This window comes from Rothia sp. 27098_8_27, assembly GCF_041432805.1.
Lineage (GTDB): Bacteria > Actinomycetota > Actinomycetes > Actinomycetales > Micrococcaceae > Rothia > Rothia mucilaginosa.
In genome coordinates this window covers 51,869-71,838 of sequence record NZ_JAPWAJ010000007.1, presented here as the reverse complement: position 1 = coordinate 71,838, position 19,970 = coordinate 51,869, and the positions used below count along the sequence as shown (strand labels likewise).

Genomic DNA, 19,970 nt, shown 5'->3' with positions numbered 1-19,970 from the left:
AATGACGCTTTGTGACCTGGCAAATAATCACCGCATGACGAATTATGACAAAATATGACGACCTTGACGTTCTGTGTCTCATGAATAGCTATTAACTTCCACACCCGCCCTTGTGCGTGCTGTAATTGTCCCATCATCATTCCCATCGGATGTGCTAGTACCAACGTGAGCACCCGGTGGAACGCATCATCATTCAACAGAAAGATTCATAGCCGTGAAGAAGTTTGCTGCTGCACTCGCAGTTGTCCCCATGGTCTTTGGCCTGGCAGCCTGCGGTTCCACCAACTCCTCCTCTTCCTCCAGCTCCAAGAAGGTCACCATCGGTGTGGTTGGCTCTGAGAAGTTCAACAAGACCCTGAAGGAAGAAGCTAAGAAGCAGGGTATCGACATTGAGTTCAAGGAGTTCAGCGCGTACACCGAGCCGAACCCCGCACTGGACGCCGGTGACATCGATATGAACCGCTTCCAGCACATCGCGTACCTGTCCAACTACAACGTGAGCGCTAACAAGGACCTGCAGATTGTCGGCCCGACCGTCATCTACCCAATGGCTCTGTTCTCCAAGAAGCACTCCAAGTTGGCTGACATCCCCCAGGGCGGCGAGATCGTTATCCCGAACGACACCGTGAACGAAGCACGCGCGCTGAAGCTGCTGAAGACCAACGGTCTGGTTACCTTCAAGAACGCTGACGTTGACGCACCCACCATCGACGACGTGGACACCGCTAACTCCAAGGTGAAGGTCACCCCCGTCGACGCAACCCAGACCGTGGTTGGCATGGAGTCCGCTGACGGCGCAGTCGTCAACAACGACTTCCTCAAGGATGCAGGCCTGAAGCCCGCAGACGCCCTGGCTCAGGACGACCCCAAGACCGACCCCTCGGCAATCAAGTACGTGAACCTCTTCGTTGCTCAGAAGGACAAGGCTGACGACGAGACCTACAAGAAGATTGTTGAACTCTTCCACACCAAGCCCGTCATGGATGTTGTTCAGGAAGAGACCCGCGGCACCGCTGTTGAGGTCAACGTGAGCACCGACGAGCTGCGTCAGTCCCTGGCTAACGAAGAAGCCAAGCTGCGCGCCAAGAAGTAATCTTCTAAATACACGCCTCCTCTAGGCATACGCAAAGGCGGTAAGTCTAAGCACCCGATGCGGGTCACGACAGGCTTACCGTCCTTTGCGTAACGGCGTTAATGCCCTTTAGCGCCCCAACCACGACATACAACGGATACAAACTTATGAGTGAACTGGTACAGAGCTTCGGTGACAGCACCGAGCCCATGGTGGTTCTGGACGGAGTCTCCAAGGTCTTCGGCAACGGCCCCAAGGCAGTAGTTGCTGTGGACAACGTCTCCCTCAGCATTAACCGCGGCGAAATCTTTGCAATCATCGGCTACTCCGGCGCCGGTAAGTCCACCCTGGTCCGCCTCATCAACGGCCTGGAAACCACTACCAGCGGCACCCTGACCGTCGGTGGCTTCCAGATTTCCGGTAAGCGCGACTCCGAACTGCGTGAAGCACGCACCAACATCGGTATGATCTTCCAGCAGTTCAACCTGATGAACTCCCGCACCGTGCTCGGTAACGTTGAGTTCCCGCTGAAGATTGCCGGCTGGTCTAAGAAGGACCGCCGTGCCCGCGCCCTGGAAATGCTTGAGTTCGTGGGTCTTGCCGACCGTGCAGGTCATTACCCGAACCAGCTTTCGGGTGGTCAGAAGCAGCGTGTGGGTATTGCTCGTGCGCTCGCGACCAACCCTGCCCTGCTGCTGGCGGATGAGTCCACCAGCGCGCTGGACCCGGAAACCACTCATGAAGTTCTTGCGCTCCTTAAGCGTGTGAACCGTGAACTGGGTGTGACCGTCGTGGTGATTACCCACGAGATGGACGTGGTCTCCAGCATCGCTGACCGTGTGGCTGTCATGGAGTCCGGCCGCGTGGTGGAGCAGGGCAACGTCTACGACGTCTTCTCCAACCCGCAGACCGACGTGGCAAAGCTGTTTGTTGCGACCACCGTCAAGCTCGCCCCCACCGGCAAGGAAGCGGCTGAGCTGCGCGCAAACCACAAGGGTTACCTCATCAACGTTGAAATTGTGGAGGGTAACCAGGAGCTCGGTAAGGTGCTGTCCTACCTGGGCGCCCGTAACGTCCGCTTCAACATTGTGGGCGGCGGTATTGAGACCCTGCAGGGTAAGGCGTACGGTACCCTCACCCTGGAACTCCTTGGCGAAATCACCAGCATTGATGCCGCCGTTGCCGAACTGAAGACCGTTGCCCGCGTGCAGGAGGTGCGCTAAATGTTTGCTACTACTCTTCCGCTGGCTGCGTCTAAGACGGACTGGTCCGAGTTCCTGCCCGAGAAGCTGCTCCCGGCTATCGGCGATACGTTCTACATGGTGTCTATCACCATGCTGTGCGCCGGTCTGGTCGGCCTGATTGTGGGTGCTCTGCTGTACACCACCCGTGAGGGCAACATCTTCCAGAACCGTTTCGTGTACACGATCCTGAATATTCTGGTGAACGTGATTCGCCCGATTCCGTTCATTATTTTGATTGCGGCTTTGGGCCCGCTGACGAGCGCCGTGGTGGGTACCCGCCTGGGCGTGAATGCGGCGGTCTTCGCAATGAGCTTCGGTGCTGCATTCGCTATTGCCCGTATCGTGGAGCAGAACATGGTCTCCATTGACCCGGGCGTGATTGAGGCGGCGCGTGCGATGGGCGCTTCAAAGCTGACCATCCTCTTCACCGTGATGATTCCGGAGGCGCTTGGCCCGCTGATCCTCGGTTACACCTTCCTCGTCATTGGCGTGGTGGATATGTCCGCTATGGCCGGTTACGTGGGTGCTGGCGGTCTGGGTAAGATCGCGATTGTGGACGGCTACCAGCGCTTCAACGATGAGATCACCTGGGCTGTTGTGGCGATTATTATCGTCCTGGTTCAGCTGGTTCAGTTCATCGGTAACTTCCTGGCGAAGAAGGTTATGCGCCGATAAGCTCGTGCCCCTTGTAGGCCTTGTAGGTACTGTAGGTACGGCTGATACAGCATAGAAGACCCCCGGTCTGCTCCTTGAGGAGCGGGCCGGGGGTCTTTCTTGATACTGCCTATCAGGTGAGGCGGTGGCACGGTGAGGCGTCTGCGGTACGTGCTTAGTTCTGCGCTGCCTCAGACTGCTGAGCTGCCTCAAGCTTGGCGATCCAGGTGCGTGCCGCCTCCCAGAGCTGCGGGTCATTGAACGAATCGAAGCGCCCAAAACCGGCCGGTGCCTTTGCCGGGTCGGTGCCTTCCGGAACGTAAATCATGACCTTCGTACCGGCGTCACGTGCCGCCTGCGCGCCCGCGGGGGAGTCCTCGAACGCCAGCGCCTCGTGACCTTCAAAGCCGAGGCGACGTGCCGCCTCCAGATACATGTCCGGGGCGGGCTTACCGGCCGGAACGTCGTTGCTGCTGACCCAGGTGCGCACCAGCGGGGCGTAACCGTAGCTTTCCATTTTCAGGGTCAGAATGTTCGCGGTGGAGTTCGACGCCACCGCAACCGGCATGTGCTCGCTCAGGAAGCCCAGGAACTTCTGCGCACCCTCAATCAGGTCCACGCCGGAGCTGATGACCTCGTGCTCGGTGGTGAGCAGGTCCTTCATCACGCGTTCATGGTGTTCGGCGTACTCTGCGGAGGCGGTGTCCGGCTTCTGGCCGTTCTGCGCCTCGTAGGAGAGCAGTGCAAGCTCCTCGGCGACATCGGCTGCTGCCAGGCCGGTGAGGCGATGCTCCACCTCCTCGGTGAAGGGAACAGACCAGCGGGTGAAAAGCTCACGCTGCACATCGTTCCAGACGGTCTCGGAGTCGAGGAGGATGCCGTCGCAGTCGAAGATTGCGCAACGGGGGAACCAATCGGAGGGTACTGTGTGTTCAAACATAATGTCAGTCTCTCACAGGGTTTTAGGCTATGGAAGCGGTGGCCCGGTGCGTGAGAAAACATGCAGGGCGCAAACCGGGTGAGGGCACAAAAGCACACAACACAAAAGCGCACAGCACATCAGCAGACATAAAGAAACCCTCCCGCCGCATCCAGAACGGACGCAACGGGAGGGCAGAAGCTAAAACAGCTTAGAGAGCGGACACCGGCTTATGAGTCACCTGACGCATAAACGGAATGGTCGCCAACAGGCCCACATAGACCAGCGCCAGACCCAGCGCAATAGCGCCGAAGGTCATACCGAACATCTTCGTCAGAATCTCACCCGAAAGACCCTGCGCCGCAATCAACGCCGTCAGCGGCAGACCCAGCAGCGCAGAAACCACGCTAATGAGCACCAGCGGACCGAAAACCACGGTAAGGCGCGAAGCCTGCAACATCCTCGTGGGGGTACCCATCATATTCAGCGAAGAGTACAGGGAACCACGCTCGTAAATGGCGGCGCTCTGGTTCAACACTGCGGAGAGGGTGACCAGCAGGTACGAGAAGAACAGCATGAGCAGCATGCCCTGGAACATGTCCGACATGATGGTCATGAAGGGGCCGGCGGCGGGGCCTACCTCCTTCGCCGTTTTGTTCATCTCACCCGCCAGAATCAGGATGGGGCCGAAGAAGGTCACCAAGAAGGTCGACAGCGCCACACCCGAAACCTGACGCCACGCCCCGCGCGGGGACTCCAGCACCGCACGATAACCCAGCAGAACCGACGCCTTCTGGGTCATACGCACACGGATCTTTGCGTACGCCCACACCAGGAAGGTACCAATCAGGTCGATAGCAACCATCATCAGCAGACCCGGCAGAGCAATGAAAATCGCTAGGTTCTTAATCGCACTATCGGCACCGCCGTCCTGGAAGGGTGAGAACATGCTAAAACCCTTCGAGGTCGAAGCCAGAATCATCACGGCAATGACCAGAACAACACCGATACCCAGAGCAATGTAACCGGCGGAACCAGCCTTCGCGCGGGTACGCACACCCAGCGGGCTGATGCTGACCTTCGCCAGACCGAAGAGGGAGCTGAGAGCCGCCAAAACCATACAACCCAGGAAGCAGTAGAAAATCACGCTCACCGGCAGGAGCATATTCTCAGCACCCAGCGGAACGTTCATGAAGTGCAAAGCGCCAAAGGGGAAAATCAGCACCAGGTAAAGCAGCAGACCGATGATGAAACCCACAAGAGAGTACACCAGCGCGTCCGCAACAGACAGACCCACAATCAGGGTCGTGGAGGCACCAATCAGGCGCAGGGACGCCAGACGCTCATCACGGCGGCGGGCACTCAAACGAGCAGCCGAAGCGCCCAAGGTAAAGAGCGGAACAATCAGCACCAGAGCGGCAACCCACGCCAAACCCATGTAGAGCTTCTGAATGCCCATCAGGTTGATCATTTCGTGGTCAACATTGGCGTGCTCAAGCCACGTACTCAGCGCTTGAACACCACCGGCAACCGTCAAAAACAGTGCCGAGGAGGCGGCAAAAGCCAGCACGGGAAGAATCGCCTGCGAACTCCATAGGGTTCGTTTGGCGAGTAGAGCATAGATTTGCATTATGCACCTGCCTGAGACTGAGCGCCGAAGCTCTGAGCGTGGTTCTGGGAAGCGGGAACACCGCCCTGGTTATTGCGCTGGTCGCTCACGATCTGACCGTCCTGCAGGTACACCACGCGGGAGCACGCCGCCGCCACGTTCGGGTCGTGAGTCACCACCAGCAGAGTCTTACCCTGCTGCGGAATCATGGTCAGCAACAGCGCCATCACCTCACGCGCGGTCTTCGAATCCAGTGCGCCGGTCGGCTCATCCGCGAAAGTCACGGGGGCACCGTTTACCTGGGAGCGGGCAATAGCCACACGCTGCGCCTGACCACCGGACATCTCACCCATACGGCGGTCCAGCATCTGCCCCAGACCCAGACGGTTCAGCAGATCAGCCGAAATGGAACGCGCCTGCTGGCGGGGAACACCGGCAATCATCGCGGCGAGGGAGACGTTCTCCTCCGCGGTCAGCTCGGGAACCAGCAGACCCTGCTGGAACACGAAACCAAACGAGTTAGCGCGCAGGGAGGTGCGCTCACGCTCGCTGAGAGACTCCACCGCCACCTGACCGGTCGGGCCATTGAACAGCACAGAACCGGCATCGAGCTTGATAATGCCCGATAGCGCGTGCAACAGGGTGGTCTTACCGGAACCGGAAGGACCCATAATCGCCACGGACTCGCCGGGGAAAATATCTAGGCTCACGTTACGCAGCACCGGGTTATTGCCGTACGACTTGTGCAGGTTACGGGCAGAAATAATCGCGCCGCGCGCGAAGGGCGCCTGCTGCATCTGCTGAGGTGCCTGAGCCGGGTAGCCCTGCTGGCCCTGATAGTAGCCCTGCTGGCCCTGATAGTAGCCCGCCTGACTCTGCTGGTTAGGCTGACCGGGCTGGCCGGGCTGACCCTGCTGAGCGGAATACTGACCGGCAGGCTGCGCCGCCTGCGGAGGGGTCATTGAGTACGGGTTCTGAGCCTGGAACTGCGGGTTCTGAGATTGAGGATTCTGCGTCATGACAACCTTCATTGGGTATGAACTAACGGAAGTACTCTTCTATCATCTCAGCTTCTTGGCGGCTCACCCCTCCGTCTGGGGGCTGAAAAATATGGGAAAACCCTGAAAAAATTCGCCCGACCGGGCGCTCAACCACCCCGCAGCTCATACCGCGGTATGAGTGCGCTTCATGAGAGAATACGCCTCTTACCCCCTTGAACTGCGCGGGGGCAATGCCATACTAGAAGGATGACCGACGCACAGAACACCCCCATCATCACTCCGGTAGCCGACCCCGAGGCAGGAACCCGCATCATCTTCCTGCGCCACGGCCAGACCGACTGGAACATTGACCACCGCTTCCAGGGCGGCACCGACATCCCCCTCAACGACACCGGCAGAGAGCAGGTCCGCACCGCTATCAGCGCTCTGAAGCAGGCAGCAGCTGAGGGCACCACCGTGGACGCTATCGTCTCCTCGCCCCTTTCCCGCGCCGTAGAAAGCGCCGAAATCGTAGCCGAAGGCCTGGGCGTACCCTACCGCGGTGCCGTTGACGGCTTCCAGGAACGTTCCTTTGGCGACCTGGAAGGCCAGATCGCTACCCGCGAGCTGATCCTCGCCTCCTGCCAGTCCAACAATGCTTTCAATGTGGAACCGAAGAAGGACTTCCTCGCCCGCTCCCTCGCGGCGCTGAACCGCGTCCGCCGCGAATACGAGGGTCAGACCGTTGTGGTCGCCGCGCACGGCATGCTGATTGCCATGACCATGACCGCCCTGGTCGCTGAACGCCACCCCGAACTGCTCAACGAGGACGGCATCTACCCGATCCCGGTGAACGCCTCCCTGACCGAGGTGCCCCTGCAGTACCTGGACGACGCGATCGATCGCCTGGTTGTGCAGCACCTGGAACCCGAGCTGAGCCCCGAAGAGGTCCCGGCGGGTGCCAAGAACACAACCCTCACCCTGATTCGTCACGGCCAGACCGACTGGAACAAGGCGAACCTGATGCAGGGCATCACCGACATTCCGCTCAATGACACCGGCCGCGAACAGGCACGCACCACCGGCAAGAAGCTCGCCGACATGGGTCTGGAGTTCACCGTGCTGGTGTCCTCGCCGCTGTCCCGCGCCCACGAGACCGCGCAACTGGTCGGTGAGCACTTCGACCTGCAGGTGCACAAGACCTACCCCGAACTGGTGGAACGCGCCTACGGTGCCGGCGAGGGCCTGGACATTCCCGCCCCCGAACGCCGCGCCCCGGAACGCTACTACCCGAACGTGGAATCCGAACGTGACGTGTACATCCGCGCGGTGCGTACCCTGCGCAATATCGTGCGTGAACTCTCTGAAGCCGCGGGCGACCAGAAGATTATTGCCGTCAGCCACGGCAGCTTTATCCGCCGCGCCCTCTCCGCAGCGGCCGGTGAAGAATGGACCGTGACCGTGCCGAACGCCGAACCGCTCACGATTGACGTGCCGGGCCTGTTCGCGTGGGACTCGAGCAAGCAGTTCGACGAGGTGGGTCGCCTTGTTTGGTAAAAGTTGGTCTAGCGCTCGCGTGTGGCGGCTGATTCTCTGGCCGGTCACGGCGCTGTACTGCGCGGTGGTGGCGAGTATTGTGTTCGCCCCCGTGCACGTGGACGATAACGAGATGGGCGGCCGCCTGGCGCAGCTGCTGGATACCGGCCACGCTGAGGGTTGGTTGCCTGCGTTCATTACCTATTCGAGCATTGAGCAGCTTTCGAACGTCATCATGTTCATTCCGGGCGGTTTTCTTTTCGCCCTGCTGCTCAAGCCGAAGGCTCGCCCGCATGTGCTGTACTCGGGATTTTTGGTCAGCGCCTGCATTGAGACGATTCAGAGTTTCATGCCTGATCGCACCGGCGACCCGGTGGATGTGCTGATGAACGGTTCGGGTGCCCTGCTGGGTGCGGCGGGTGCTTTGGGCGTGCATCGTTGGCGTCGCGTGCGTCGCGAACGCAAGGGCAAGTAAACGAGCACCCAAATAAGCGCGTATTAATTGCACATGCTCTGCTGGTGGAGGCGCCGGTTCCGAGGGTTTATCGGAGCCGGCGCCTCCACTTTTTGCCCTGCTGTGGGTGTGCTGGCGGGGCCTATCAACACCGTGGGTGGTGGGGGAGCGGGAAAACCCAACAGTTCATTAGGTCAAACAGACATAAACAGGCAACAGCTCGCAAATGGGTGTGGTTTCGGTAGGGAACAATCGGGTAATATTCCGGCAAATACAGCGTTTTATATTGACTTACCCACAAAAACCCACATAAAATCAAGTATTACCCTAAAGCGTTCTGTCGGTTCGCTGAAACCATGTCTCTCACGGTCCTGAAAGCCGAGCAGAACGCAGAAAAGAACGCACAGATTTCCTCCCACTAGCCCAAAGGAACACCAGATTTATGTTCGCAGAAGAACGCCGTGCCGAAATTGCAAAGCTTGTTGCCTCCGCACGTCGTGTCAACGGCGCTGACCTTGCGCGCCGTTACGATGTGACCATGGAGACCGTGCGTCGTGACCTCGCCGCACTGGAAGAGGCAGGTAAGCTCCGCCGTGTCCACGGTGGTGCTGTCACCATTGAGCAGTCCACCTCCCTGGAGTCCTCCATCTCCTCCCGACAGGGCATGAACACCCCCGAAAAGCGCCGCATCGCCACCAAGGCATACCAGATGCTGCGCGACTCCGAGGCGGGCTCCATCGTCCTGGACGCAGGCTCCACCATCGAAATTCTCGCCGACCACATCGGCGCCGAGAACTTCAGCCTCAAGACCGGCAATGACCGCATCGTCATCACCCACGCACTGCACATTGCAGTCAAGCTCGCCGAAGCCGAAGGCGTGACCCTTGAACTGGTTGGCGGTCAGTTGCGCAAGATGACCTGGGCTGCTGTTGGTGCACGCGCCGCAGAGCACTTCGGCACCATGCGCCCCGATATTGCTTTCATTGGTGCCAACGGTATTGAAGCCCACTTCGGCATCTCCACCCCCGGCATGAACGAAGCCATCGTCAAGACCGCAATTTGCAAGGCGGCCCGCCGCGTGGTCTTGCTCTGTGACTCCGCGAAGTTCGGTCAGGAATCCCTGGTCCGCTTCGCCGGATTTGAGGATATTGACACCCTCATTACCGATCGCGAGCCCGAAGGTGCCCTCCGTCAGGCGCTTGAGGCCGCAAACGTTGAGATTGTGATTGCCTAATGATTATTACTCTGACCGCAAACCCCAGCCTGGACCGCACCATTGAACTCGGCGCGCCCCTGGCCCACGGTGCCGTGCAGCGTGCTGTCGGTGCCGTACAGGATCCCGGTGGCAAGGGCGTGAATATTTCCCGCGCCCTGCAGGTTTCCGGTGTGCCGACCCTCGCCATTGTGCCCGGTGAAGCCACCGACCCGGTGCTGACCGCACTGCAGGCTGTGGACGTTGAGTTCGCTAACCTGCCCACCGGTGAGCCGATTCGCTCGAACATCACCGTGGTTGACCCGGACGGCACCACCACCAAGCTGAACGCCCCCGGCACCGTTTTTGATGCTGAACTGCGTCAGAAGCTGGACGAGCTGGTGGTTGAGCGTTCCAAGGGCGCCGACTGGGTGGTTTTGGCTGGTTCGCTACCTCCGGGTCTGGAACCGACCTACTACTCCGAACTGGTGGCGGCACTGCGCGCCTCCGGCTACGAGGGCAAGATTGCTATTGATACCTCTGAGGCGCCGCTGATTGCGACCGTCGCCGGTGAGCACAAGCCCACCCTGATTAAGCCCAACTCGGAGGAGCTGGCTCAGCTGACCGGTAGCGATAACTGGGAGGAGCTGGAGGCTAGCCCCGAGCTGACCGCCCGCACCGCCCAGAAGCTGCTCGGCGACGGCATCGAGTACGTGCTTGCCACCCTCGGCGGCGGCGGTGCAGTGCTGGTCACTGAGCAGGGTATCTGGCATGCTGTGCACGAGCCGATTCAGGTTCGTAGCACTGTGGGTGCCGGTGACTCGTCGCTGTCTGGTTTCTTGATTGCTCACACCCGTGGTGAGGATGCCCCCGGTTGCCTGGTTCAGGCGGTAGCTCACGGTTCGGCTGCTGCTGCTCTGCCCGGTACTCGCATGCCTTCGCTGGAGCAGACCACTCCTGAGAAGGTCGCTGTTCGTCAGCTGCAGCTCTAATTCGGGCTGTTTTCGCACCTCCAGCTTTTATTCTCAGAAGGGAATATAAGCTGGGGTGCTGTGCGCATATGTCACACATATACGCACGCTGCACACTCAACACACACTGCGCACACTTTGAACTCATATAGGGGAGAAGCCCGGCACCGCTGAGCGAATCCCCGCCCCAACACATACCCGAGGAGGGAATATGTCTGATCTGATCACCGCAGATCTTGTCCTGCTGGACGAGAACCTCGGCGAGACCCGATTCGACGTAATTGCCAAGCTCGCCCAGGCAGTCGTAAATGCCGGACGCGCTACCGACTTCGAGCAGCTCTACGCGGCTGCCGAGGCACGCGAATCCAAGACCGACACCGGTATCCCCGGCGGTATTGCGATTCCGCACTGCCGTAGCGCCGCCGTCACCGAGCCGACCCTGGCAATGGCACGCCCCAACCCGGCAGTTTCCTTCGGTGCAAAGGACGGCCCCGCCGACCTGATTTTCTTCATTGCTGCACCCGATGGCGCTGACCAGGCCCACCTGAAGCTGCTCTCCACCCTGGCACGCTCCCTGATGAAGAAGAGCTTCACTGCGTCCCTGCGCGAAGCCTCCTCGGCTGAAGAGATTGTTGAGCTGGTCAACGGTGCACTCGGCGTGGGCGAGAAGAAGGCAGAGGCTAAGCCCGCCGAGGCTGCGCCCGCCGCCGCACCTGCCGCCTCCGCTCAGGAAACCCCCGCCGCTTCGGCTCCGGTGAAGAAGATTGTTGCTGTGACCGCATGCCCCACCGGTATCGCTCACACCTACATGGCTGCGGACGCCCTCAAGTACGCTGCTGAAGAGCTCGGCTACGACCTGAAGGTTGAGACTCAGGGCTCCTCGGGTAATGAGAAGCTGACTCAGGCTGATATTGACGCCGCAGACGCCGTAATTTTCGCGGTGTCCGTGAACGTGCGTGAGCGTAACCGCTTCGCAGGTAAGCCCTTTATTGAGTCTCCTGTCAAGCGCGGTATTGACGAGCCTAAGGAAATGATTGCGGAGGCTCTGGCTGAGGCCGAGAACCCCAACGGTGCACGCGTTGCAGCTGCCGCATCCAGCGGTGAGGACAGCGCAGGCGCTACCGAAGGCGCTTGGGGCTCGCGCATCTACAAAGCTGTGATGACCGGTATCTCCTACATGATTCCGTTCGTTGCTGCCGGCGGTATTCTGGTCGCCCTGGGCTTCGTTTTCGAGGCAATTACGGTGCCGAACCTTGGCGATGTGAACACCAAGGCGATTCTCGACTCGGCAACCCTGTTCAACCTCGGTGACGTGCACTGGACCCTGTACCTGGGTGCTGTTCTGCAGACCATCGGTGGTTTCGGTCTGAGCCTGATGGTTCCGGCTCTTGCCGCGTACATTGCGTACGGTTTGGCTCAGCGTCCCGGTATTGCTCCGGGCTTCATCGCCGGTTCGGTGGCTCTTGCGGTGAACGCGGGCTTCCTTGGCGGTATTGTTGGCGGTATTCTCGCCGGTCTGATTGCGTACGCTCTGGGCACCCTGAAGCTGCCCCGCTGGCTTGGCTCGATGATGCCCGTGGTTATCACCCCGCTGGTGACTTCTCTGGTTGCCGGCCTGGCAATGTACCTGCTGCTCGGTGCGCCCCTGGCGTGGGTTATGACCACCCTGCAGGATTGGCTGACCTCCATGTCTGGTGGTTCCGCTCTGCTGCTGGGTCTGATCCTGGGTGCCATGATGGCTTCTGACCTGGGTGGCCCCATCAACAAGGCTGCTTACCTCTTCGCAACCGCTGGCTTGTCCTCGGGTGCGACCGTGAACCAGGAAATCATGGCTGCCGTGATTATTTCCGGTATGGTTCCGCCGCTGGCTATGGCTCTGGCAACCACCCTGCGTCCCAAGCTGTTCAACGAGAACGAGCGTGAGAATGGTAAGGCAGCGTGGCTGCTGGGTGCATCCTTCATCTCTGAGGGTGCTATTCCCTTCGCTTCGGCTGACCCGGCTCGCGTGATTCCTTCGACCATTGTTGGTGGCGCTATTGCCGGTGCAATCTCGATGGGTGCGCACGTGGCTTCCCCGGCTCCGCACGGTGGTATTTGGATTATTGGTCTGGCGCAGAACCCGCTGATGTTCCTGGCGGCTGTTGTTGCCGGTACCGTCGTTTCGGCGCTGCTGTACGTGGTGCTGAAGTCCCTGGGTGCCCGCTCTAAGGCATCCGCATAAAGGCCGTATAACCTCACCTTCATTTGATCGTCTGTTTGCAGGCGTGAGCGTGAAAAAACACGTTACACTGTAGACAAACCACAGATAGGACATGAACTCTATGACTACCTACAAGGGCGTCGGCGTATACGCCGGCCGCGTTATTGGCCCCGTTCTTCAGATGCCTAAGCCCATCGAGGAACCCAAGGATGGTCTGCGTCTGAGCGGTGAGACCGCTGAGGCTGCAGCGCAGCGCATCAAGGACGCTTCGGTCCGCGTGAAGGAAGACCTGCTCGCTCGTGCAGAGCACGCTAGCCGTGACGGCAAGGCTGTTCTGAAGTCTACCTCTCAGATGGCTACCGACCGTGCACTGATTAAGAGCGCTATTAAGCTGGTTGAGACTCAGGAGATGGCTCCCGAGCGCGCAATTTGGGAGGCTGCAACCTCCTTCGCAGACCAGATGGCTGCCCTGGGTGGCTACATGGCTGAGCGCGTCACCGACATCCACGACGTGCGTGCCCGCATCGTTGCTGAGCTGACCGGCCAGCAGGCTCCCGGCATCCCCGTTTCTGATGAGCCGTTCATCCTGGCTGCTATTGACTTGGCACCGGCTGATACCGCGACTCTGGACCCCGAGAAGGTTATCGCTCTGATTACCTCTGATGGTGGCCCCCAGGCACACACCGCTATTCTGGCTCGCGGCCTGGGTCTGCCCGCTATTGTGGCGGCTAAGGGCGTGACCGAGATTGCTGACGGCACCGTCGTCTACGTGGAATCCAACGAAGGCATCGTTGATACCGAGCCGACTGACGCTGACCGTGAGGCAGCAATCAAGTACGCAAACCGTAAGCCCGTCGCTGACTTTGACGGTCAGGGTGTGCTGGCTGACGGCACCCGTGTTGAGCTGTACGCAAACGTTGGTGACGGCAAGTCCGCTGAGAAGGCTGCAAGCCTGAAGGCTGAGGGTGTTGGCCTGCTGCGCACCGAGTTCGGCTTCCTGGGCCACGACTCTGAGCCTTCTATCGAGACTCAGGCTAAGACCTACAAGTCCGTGTTTGACGCATTCCCCGGCAAGCACATTGTGGTTCGTACCCTGGACGCTGGTGCTGACAAGCCCCTGCCGTTCCTGAACGTGAACCCCGAAGAGAACCCCGCACTGGGTGTTCGTGGCTTCCGTACTGACTGGACCGTTCCGGGCGTTCTGACCCGCCAGCTGGAGGCTATTAAGGCTGCTTCTGAGGACTCCGACGCTGACATCTGGGTTATGGCTCCGATGATTTCGACCACTTCCGAGGCACGCAACTTCGCGAACATGCTCAAGGAGATCGGCCTGCCCGTTCACGGTGTGATGGTTGAGACCCCCGCAGCTGTGATGAACGCTGAGGCTATCCTGGGCGAGGTCGACTTCGTGTCCATCGGCACCAACGACCTGACCCAGTACACCATGGCGGCTGACCGTCTGCTGGGCGACCTGGCGCATCTGAACAACCCCTGGCAGCCTGCAGTGCTGAAGATGATCAAGATGACTGTTGAGGGTGCTCAGCGTGCATCGGTCACCGCGGGTAAGAAGAAGTACGTGAGCGTCTGTGGTGAGGCTGCGGCTGACCCGGCTCTGGCTGTTGTTCTGATTGGTCTGGGTGTTGACACCCTGTCCATGAACGCTGGCGCTATTCCCGCTGTGGCTGCGGTTCTGAAGTCTGTGACCAAGGAGAAGGCACAGCAGATTGCGGCTATCGCTCTGCAGCAGATTTCTTCTGCTGAGGCGAAGGAGAGCGCACGCAAGGCTCTGCCGATTCTGGATGAGCTGGGCCTCTAAGCCTTAAAACGATTTCGGGGCTGCCTGCCGCTCCTTGATGGGGTGTGCTGGGCGGTGCCTGAGTCCATGAAAATGCCGGGTGTAGAGTTTTATTTCTGCATCCGGCATTTTTTGTACTTGTTAGCGTATGGCTGAACGGTACAATTTATAGAGTAAGGGCGGGTCCTGAAGCGCCCCGTTCATTTAGAATAGGTACTGATATATTTCGGTTCCTTGATCAAAGGAGAAACATAATGGCAGAGCGCGAAGCCACTATTGCAAGCCGTGTTGGCCTGCACGCACGTCCGGCAGCTATCTTCGCTGAGGCAGCTGGCGACCTCCCCGTCGAGGTCACCATCGCAGCTAAGGGCGAGCCCGCAGATGAGGCTATGGACGCTGCATCGATTCTGTCCCTGATGTCCCTGGGCGCAAAGCACGGCGACGTTGTTGTCCTGCGCGCTGAGGGTGAAGGTGCTGAAGAGGCTCTGGACTCGCTGGTTAAGATCCTCGAGACCGACCACGACGCTGAGTAATTGACTTTCGCCTCTGAAGTGACCCCGAGCGGTGCGCTTCGGATGCTGTGAAGGCTACAGCCTTAAAGCGTGAATATCCCGTCACTTCGGTGGCGGGATATTTTTTGTTATGAATAATTCATTTTTTATTGAGGTGTGAGTGGGGGTAGAGGGGGGATATTTCTCTGCAAATCTTAATGTATATATAACCTTTATTTTTCCTCGAAAATAGCTCTAGAAATATCTCCCAAAATATCTTCTGTACAGTAGTGACCTGGATTTCTCTTCATATCAATGAACCTTTCTGCCGTAAGTTCCGCAGAGCGCTTTTGCTCACAAAATCACCGGGCAGAAAAGTGATATTTCTGCTCTCCAGTGCTACCGCAGAATCGTGCCCTTGTTAGACTAAAAAGGCACTGTCTATCTGGGAGGGACATTGGCAGAATCGAGGAACACCCCCGCGACCCCCACATCGCGGGAAGCTTCGCATGCAGGCGAAGCAAACACTGCCGCAACGGAAGGAAGCGAGCAGAATACCACAGCGGGCTACATCGCCGGCAAACGCGGTTTTCCCCTGGTTTCACTAGACCAGGTCACCGACGAGAAATTGCGCCGCGTGCTGGCTCAGCATGCCGCCTCCGCGAAGAACTCCGAGGGCACCGTTAAGGCAGAAGCAGTGAGTGAGGTGCTCCAGGAAGCTGCTGCCGACATGGGCATTACCCCGCAGGAGACCGCAGAGCCTGATTGTGACCCGGAACTGTGCCCCCACGAGCACGATCATGGGGCGCGCACCGTCATTGACCCCTCCCTCGTGCCTGATGACGACCTGGATGCGTACCGTGAGGACTCTAACCCCGTCACATCCAGCAACTTGGTAACTGAGGCGGCGCTGACTCGCCCCTCCCAGCCGGTGCCCATGACCGGCATGATTCCGCAGGTGCCCAACTCTCACGCAGCCCGCCGCTTCGGCGCGGATCCTACCGCAATGCCGAAGACCGGGCCTGTCTCGATGCCCACCACCTCTGTACCGCTGGTTGAGGGCGGCTCTCGCGGCCTGTTTGGGCGCGGTAGCGGTGGTCGCTGGGGTTCGCGTCGCTTCCGCTCCTTCGTGCGCACTGAGGAGGCGGCACCCGCCGCCCCGCGCGGTGCCCAGCGCATCGCGCAGCGCCAGTTCGTGCCGACGATTCGCTCTGAGGAGCATGAGCGCCGTGAGGCGTTCCGCCGTGAGAAGGAGTACGCCCGCGATACTCTGAACTTCACCCTGCGCCTGGCGGAGGCGATGTTCCACTACGGTGCGGATGCAATGGACGTGGACTCGGCGATTATTGCGGTCTCTTCGGCGTACGGGCTGGACTCGGTGGAAGTCGATATTACGAACCAGTCGGTGACCATCAACTACACGTCGGACCCCGATATTTACATGGAGTCCCGCATCGCCAAGCGCAATGCGAACGCTGACGAGCGCTTTACCCACACCCTGGTGCGTGTGGTTCGTTCCTCTACGGAGAACTACGAGGCGCTTTCTGAGGTGTACGGCCTAATCTACAAGATTACTCGCGGTGGTATGACCCTGGAAATGGCTGATTTGAAGCTGAACCAGATTACCCACCGACCCAAGCCGTTCCCGCCTCTGGTGGTGTGGTTGGCGAACCTGGCGTGTGCCGGAACCCTAACGGCGGCGCTGGGTGCGAGCTTTGCGACGGCGTTGAGTGCGGCGATTATCTTTATTCCCGTGTACCTGCTGATTCAGTGGTTGAGTTCGATTGGTATTCCGGCGTTCTTCCGTATGGCTGCTAGTGCTGGTCTGATGACCTTCTTGGCGATTTGGCTGGGCGGTGAGGGATCTATTCTTTCGGTGCTGCAGCGTCAGGGGGAAGCGATTTCGGCGCCCCTGGTGGTGGCTGCGGGCATGATTATGTTCTTGCCGACTCCGCGTCTGGTGGGTGCGGTGCAGGACGCGATTAATGGCTTCCCGGTGACGGCTGCGGGTCGTTTCGTGTCTACGGGTATGAGCTTCTTGGGCCTGGTGGTTGGCATTGCGACCGCAGTGAGCGCGATTAATATTTTCAACGGCCCGACCCTGGATATTGAGCAGCTGCGTTTTGAGCCGACGACCCCGCTGGTGGCGTCTTTCTTCTTCCTGGTGGCGATTGCGACCTTTGCGATTACCTTGCAGACGAAGCTGGTGAAGGTCGGGTGGCTGATGGTCATTACGGGCTGCGGTCTGGCGGCGTATTACAGTTATGAGCTGCTTGCTGGCCCGAGTACAGGCCGCGGTCCGACGGCGTGTGCGGCGGTTGTGATTGGTGCGTTGAGCACGTATTTTGCGTACCGTCTGCATGTGCCCCAGGCTATTTTCTCGATTCCGGCGATTACGTTCTTGCTGCCGGGTCTGTCGTTCTTCCGCGGCATGTATCTGCTGACGGTTGAGACGGACGTGATTCTGGGTATGCAGAATATGATTACGGCGGTTTCGATTGTGGTGGCGATGGCTTCGGGTGTTGCGTTGGGTAATTACACGATGCAGTATGCGCTACAGCGTTTTACGACTCCGCGAAACGTGGAACCGGCGGATTCTTAGCCCTTTTCAAGGTTATATAGCCTATATTGCATATATTGGATGTTGGGAAGGGGTGGTAGCTTGCGAGTTCAACTCACAAGCTACCGCCCTTTCACTACGCCCAATGCGCCAGCTCTCATACTGGCTCATGTGCTGCGCCTAGCGGACCGTCCAATCCACCGGCTCCGCCCCCTGCTGCACCAGCAGGGAATTTACGGTCGAGAACGGGCGCGAACCAAAGAAACCACGGCGAGCAGACAGTGGCGAGGGATGTGCCGACTCCACGCTCGGGTACGGCTGCAACATAGGTGCGCACTTGCGCGCATCCGCACCCCACAGCAGGCCAACCAGCGGCTGGTTACGCGCCACCAGTGCACGGATAGCGCACTCGGTGATTTCCTCCCAACCCTTACCGCGGTGCGAACCCGCATCAGACTCGCGCACCGTCAAAACCCTGTTGAGCAGCATGACACCCTCATCAGCCCAGCAGGACAGGTCACCGTGATCAGCCGGGGCAATACCCAGATCGTCCTCAAGTTCCTTGTAAATATTGTTCAGCGAACGAGGCAGCGGCATACCGCGGTGCACCGAGAACGACAGACCCATCGCATTGCCCGGAGTAGGGTAGGGGTCCTGACCAATAATGAGGATCTTCACCCCGCTCATCGGGCGGCGGAACGCATTGAAAATATCGGCAGCAGGCGGGAAAGTACGGTACCCCGCCGCGTGCTCCTCACGCAGGAAAGCGCCCATGGCGTGAATCTGCTCTTCGACGGGGGCAAGTGCTGCCGCCCAATCCTCGCTCATAATGCTACTGAGGGGCTGGTTCATGAATCTCCTCGGGAATCTCCTGGTGCTGATGCAACCCGGACGGTGACGGAACCGGGCGCGGGATGAACGTTTCTCTTCTAGACTGAGGTCCTCCTCTAGACTAGGGGATGACGGATACACGCGCTAGGAGACGCCAGCCGCGGCAGACGAGCTGCAGACAGGAGGGAACGTGTCAGAACAGGAACGCGCTGAAACCGCTGAGACCCAGACGGAAGTAGAAAACCAGACGGAAGTAGAAAACCAGCCGGAAGTAGAGAGCCAACCCGGTGGCCTGACTCCGGTGGAGCGCCGCATCCTTGAGGTGGAGCGCCGCCGCTTCAAGCACCAGGGCTCCAAAGAGAAGGCGATTATCGCCGCCGGATTTACTCCGATTGCCTACTATCAGCGCCTTAACGTGATGCTCGATGATGAGCGTGTACGCGCCGCAGCGCCGCAGATTATTGACGTTCTGCGCGCCCGCCGAGACGCTGACTAGGGGCTCAAACTGGGGGAGTCGTGCGAGCTTTCCAACTCCTGCTTTCAACCCCGCGCACTTCAAGTTCAACCAGAGATTGAATACCGTGCGGTGTCCGTCTCTTTCACAGTCGGTTGCGGGGCGTTCACGTTGGTTCTCGCTAGTTGAGACGGTACTCTAGGTACTAGAACACCAAGACCGCACCTTCCGCAGCCGCGCCCGCGCGCCAGGCAGGACGGTACGGTACCAGCCGGTAAACAGAGACCCGTGAAATGAGGATAAATGAGCTACCCCCGCGACGAATTTGACGAGGTAGACGAAACCATCGCCCGCCGTGGAACCTACCGCGCGGTCAACGCTGACCCGGCAAAGAGCCCCAAGGGCGCTATCCCCCTGGTAGCTGCAGGCGTAGTTGGTCTGCTCATCGGCGGCGCAATGTACGTGTACGCGCCGCGCACCGCCTCCCCGCAGTATTCGGCGTCCACCGCGAAGAGTAGCTCCGCCCCCGCAAGTGCGTCGGCGTCCTCTGCCCCGGCTAAGGCTTCCGCTTCGGCAAGCCCCACGAAGACCGGCCTGGCGGAGTCCATCTCTGTGGCGGTCTACAATGCGGCGGCTCCGGCGGGTAGTGCATCCGGTGCGGCGGCTCTGCTGACCGGCTACACCATCAACGAGACAGCAAACTACACGGGTGTGGCACCGGCAACCAGCGTGGTCTACTACGCTGAGGGCTACCAGTCGCAGGCGCAGAGCATCGCCTCGAAGCTGGGCATTACTCAGGTGCGCCAGGCGACCGCCAACGTTGAGATGGGCAACCATGAGGTCATCGTGATTCTGTCGTCGGATTACACCGGCTAAGGTCTAGCGCGCATTGCTTCTGTAATTACAAGTTTTCATTAACCCCATCCGCGCAATTCCACTGATGTGCCGGGTGGGGTTGATGCTTTTAACACCCCTCCCGCACTCCCTGCGGGAACACCGGTAACGCCC

The 19,970-nt window shown here is 59.5% G+C and carries 17 protein-coding genes; 13 read left to right on the top strand and 4 right to left on the bottom strand.

Features of this window, described 5'->3' with window-relative positions:
- Nucleotides 1–214: 214 nt before the first annotated feature.
- From O3675_RS08100 to O3675_RS08090, 3 genes are all read left to right on the top strand, one after another.
- The gene (locus O3675_RS08100; RefSeq protein ID WP_070634948.1) at nt 215–1,093 is read left to right on the top strand and encodes a MetQ/NlpA family ABC transporter substrate-binding protein; all 879 of its coding nucleotides are present in this window, start codon (nt 215–217) and stop codon (nt 1,091–1,093) included.
- Between the two features lie 146 nt (nt 1,094–1,239).
- The gene (locus O3675_RS08095) at nt 1,240–2,295 is read left to right on the top strand and encodes a methionine ABC transporter ATP-binding protein (protein WP_105360608.1); all 1,056 of its coding nucleotides are present in this window, start codon (nt 1,240–1,242) and stop codon (nt 2,293–2,295) included.
- The gene (locus tag O3675_RS08090) at nt 2,296–2,991 is read left to right on the top strand and encodes a methionine ABC transporter permease (protein ID WP_012902834.1); all 696 of its coding nucleotides are present in this window, start codon (nt 2,296–2,298) and stop codon (nt 2,989–2,991) included.
- 154 nt (nt 2,992–3,145) lie between these two features.
- On the opposite strand, the gene O3675_RS08085 is transcribed toward O3675_RS08090, so the two are convergent.
- From O3675_RS08085 to O3675_RS08075, 3 genes are all read right to left on the bottom strand, one after another.
- Nucleotides 3,146–3,910 (bottom strand): HAD family hydrolase, encoded by a 765-nt coding sequence (locus O3675_RS08085; protein WP_371571936.1) that lies wholly within the window; start codon nt 3,908–3,910, stop codon nt 3,146–3,148.
- Nucleotides 3,911–4,100: 190 nt separating this feature from the next.
- Nucleotides 4,101–5,519, bottom strand: a complete 1,419-nt coding sequence (locus O3675_RS08080) for an FtsX-like permease family protein (protein WP_005508160.1) — start codon at nt 5,517–5,519, stop codon at nt 4,101–4,103.
- The gene (locus tag O3675_RS08075; protein WP_314075011.1) at nt 5,519–6,517 is read right to left on the bottom strand and encodes an ABC transporter ATP-binding protein; all 999 of its coding nucleotides are present in this window, start codon (nt 6,515–6,517) and stop codon (nt 5,519–5,521) included. Before O3675_RS08075 ends, O3675_RS08080 begins: the two co-directional genes overlap by 1 nt.
- Nucleotides 6,518–6,745: 228 nt before the next feature.
- Here O3675_RS08075 and O3675_RS08070 point away from each other — a divergent pair, with 228 nt between their 5' ends.
- From O3675_RS08070 to O3675_RS08035, 8 genes are all read left to right on the top strand, one after another.
- Entirely contained in the window at nt 6,746–8,035 is a 1,290-nt protein-coding gene (locus tag O3675_RS08070; protein ID WP_371571934.1) for a histidine phosphatase family protein, read from the top strand.
- Between the two features lie 19 nt (nt 8,036–8,054).
- The gene (locus O3675_RS08065) at nt 8,055–8,489 is read left to right on the top strand and encodes a VanZ family protein (protein ID WP_005508166.1); all 435 of its coding nucleotides are present in this window, start codon (nt 8,055–8,057) and stop codon (nt 8,487–8,489) included.
- Between the two features lie 421 nt (nt 8,490–8,910).
- Nucleotides 8,911–9,702, top strand: a complete 792-nt coding sequence (locus tag O3675_RS08060) for a DeoR/GlpR family DNA-binding transcription regulator (protein WP_005504500.1) — start codon at nt 8,911–8,913, stop codon at nt 9,700–9,702.
- Nucleotides 9,702–10,652, top strand: coding sequence for a 1-phosphofructokinase family hexose kinase (locus O3675_RS08055; RefSeq protein WP_371571932.1), 951 nt, complete (start codon nt 9,702–9,704; stop codon nt 10,650–10,652). The genes O3675_RS08060 and O3675_RS08055 overlap by 1 nt, the downstream gene beginning before the upstream one ends.
- Before the next feature lie 190 nt (nt 10,653–10,842).
- A complete protein-coding gene (locus O3675_RS08050) occupies nt 10,843–12,852 on the top strand; it encodes a fructose-specific PTS transporter subunit EIIC (protein ID WP_371571930.1) in 2,010 nt (669 codons plus the stop codon).
- A gap of 100 nt (nt 12,853–12,952) precedes the next feature.
- Nucleotides 12,953–14,647 carry a phosphoenolpyruvate--protein phosphotransferase gene (ptsP, locus tag O3675_RS08045; protein WP_005504505.1) on the top strand — a complete coding sequence of 565 codons (1,695 nt, stop codon included), beginning with the start codon at nt 12,953–12,955 and terminating at the stop codon, nt 14,645–14,647.
- Nucleotides 14,648–14,880: 233 nt separating this feature from the next.
- Entirely contained in the window at nt 14,881–15,159 is a 279-nt protein-coding gene (locus O3675_RS08040; RefSeq protein ID WP_005504506.1) for an HPr family phosphocarrier protein, read from the top strand.
- 415 nt (nt 15,160–15,574) lie between these two features.
- On the top strand, nt 15,575–17,719 hold the full coding sequence (locus O3675_RS08035) for a threonine/serine exporter ThrE family protein (RefSeq protein WP_049338389.1): 2,145 nt from the start codon (nt 15,575–15,577) through the stop codon (nt 17,717–17,719).
- 138 nt (nt 17,720–17,857) lie between these two features.
- On the opposite strand, the gene O3675_RS08030 is transcribed toward O3675_RS08035, so the two are convergent.
- Nucleotides 17,858–18,529, bottom strand: coding sequence for a uracil-DNA glycosylase (locus tag O3675_RS08030; RefSeq protein ID WP_371571929.1), 672 nt, complete (start codon nt 18,527–18,529; stop codon nt 17,858–17,860).
- Between the two features lie 169 nt (nt 18,530–18,698).
- Between O3675_RS08030 and O3675_RS08025 the strand changes: the two genes are divergently transcribed.
- Both O3675_RS08025 and O3675_RS08020 read left to right on the top strand, forming a co-directional pair.
- The gene (locus O3675_RS08025) at nt 18,699–19,004 is read left to right on the top strand and encodes a DUF3263 domain-containing protein (protein ID WP_371571927.1); all 306 of its coding nucleotides are present in this window, start codon (nt 18,699–18,701) and stop codon (nt 19,002–19,004) included.
- Between the two features lie 261 nt (nt 19,005–19,265).
- Nucleotides 19,266–19,838, top strand: a complete 573-nt coding sequence (locus O3675_RS08020) for a LytR C-terminal domain-containing protein (RefSeq protein WP_371571925.1) — start codon at nt 19,266–19,268, stop codon at nt 19,836–19,838.
- The last annotated feature ends 132 nt before the right edge of the window (nt 19,839–19,970 follow it).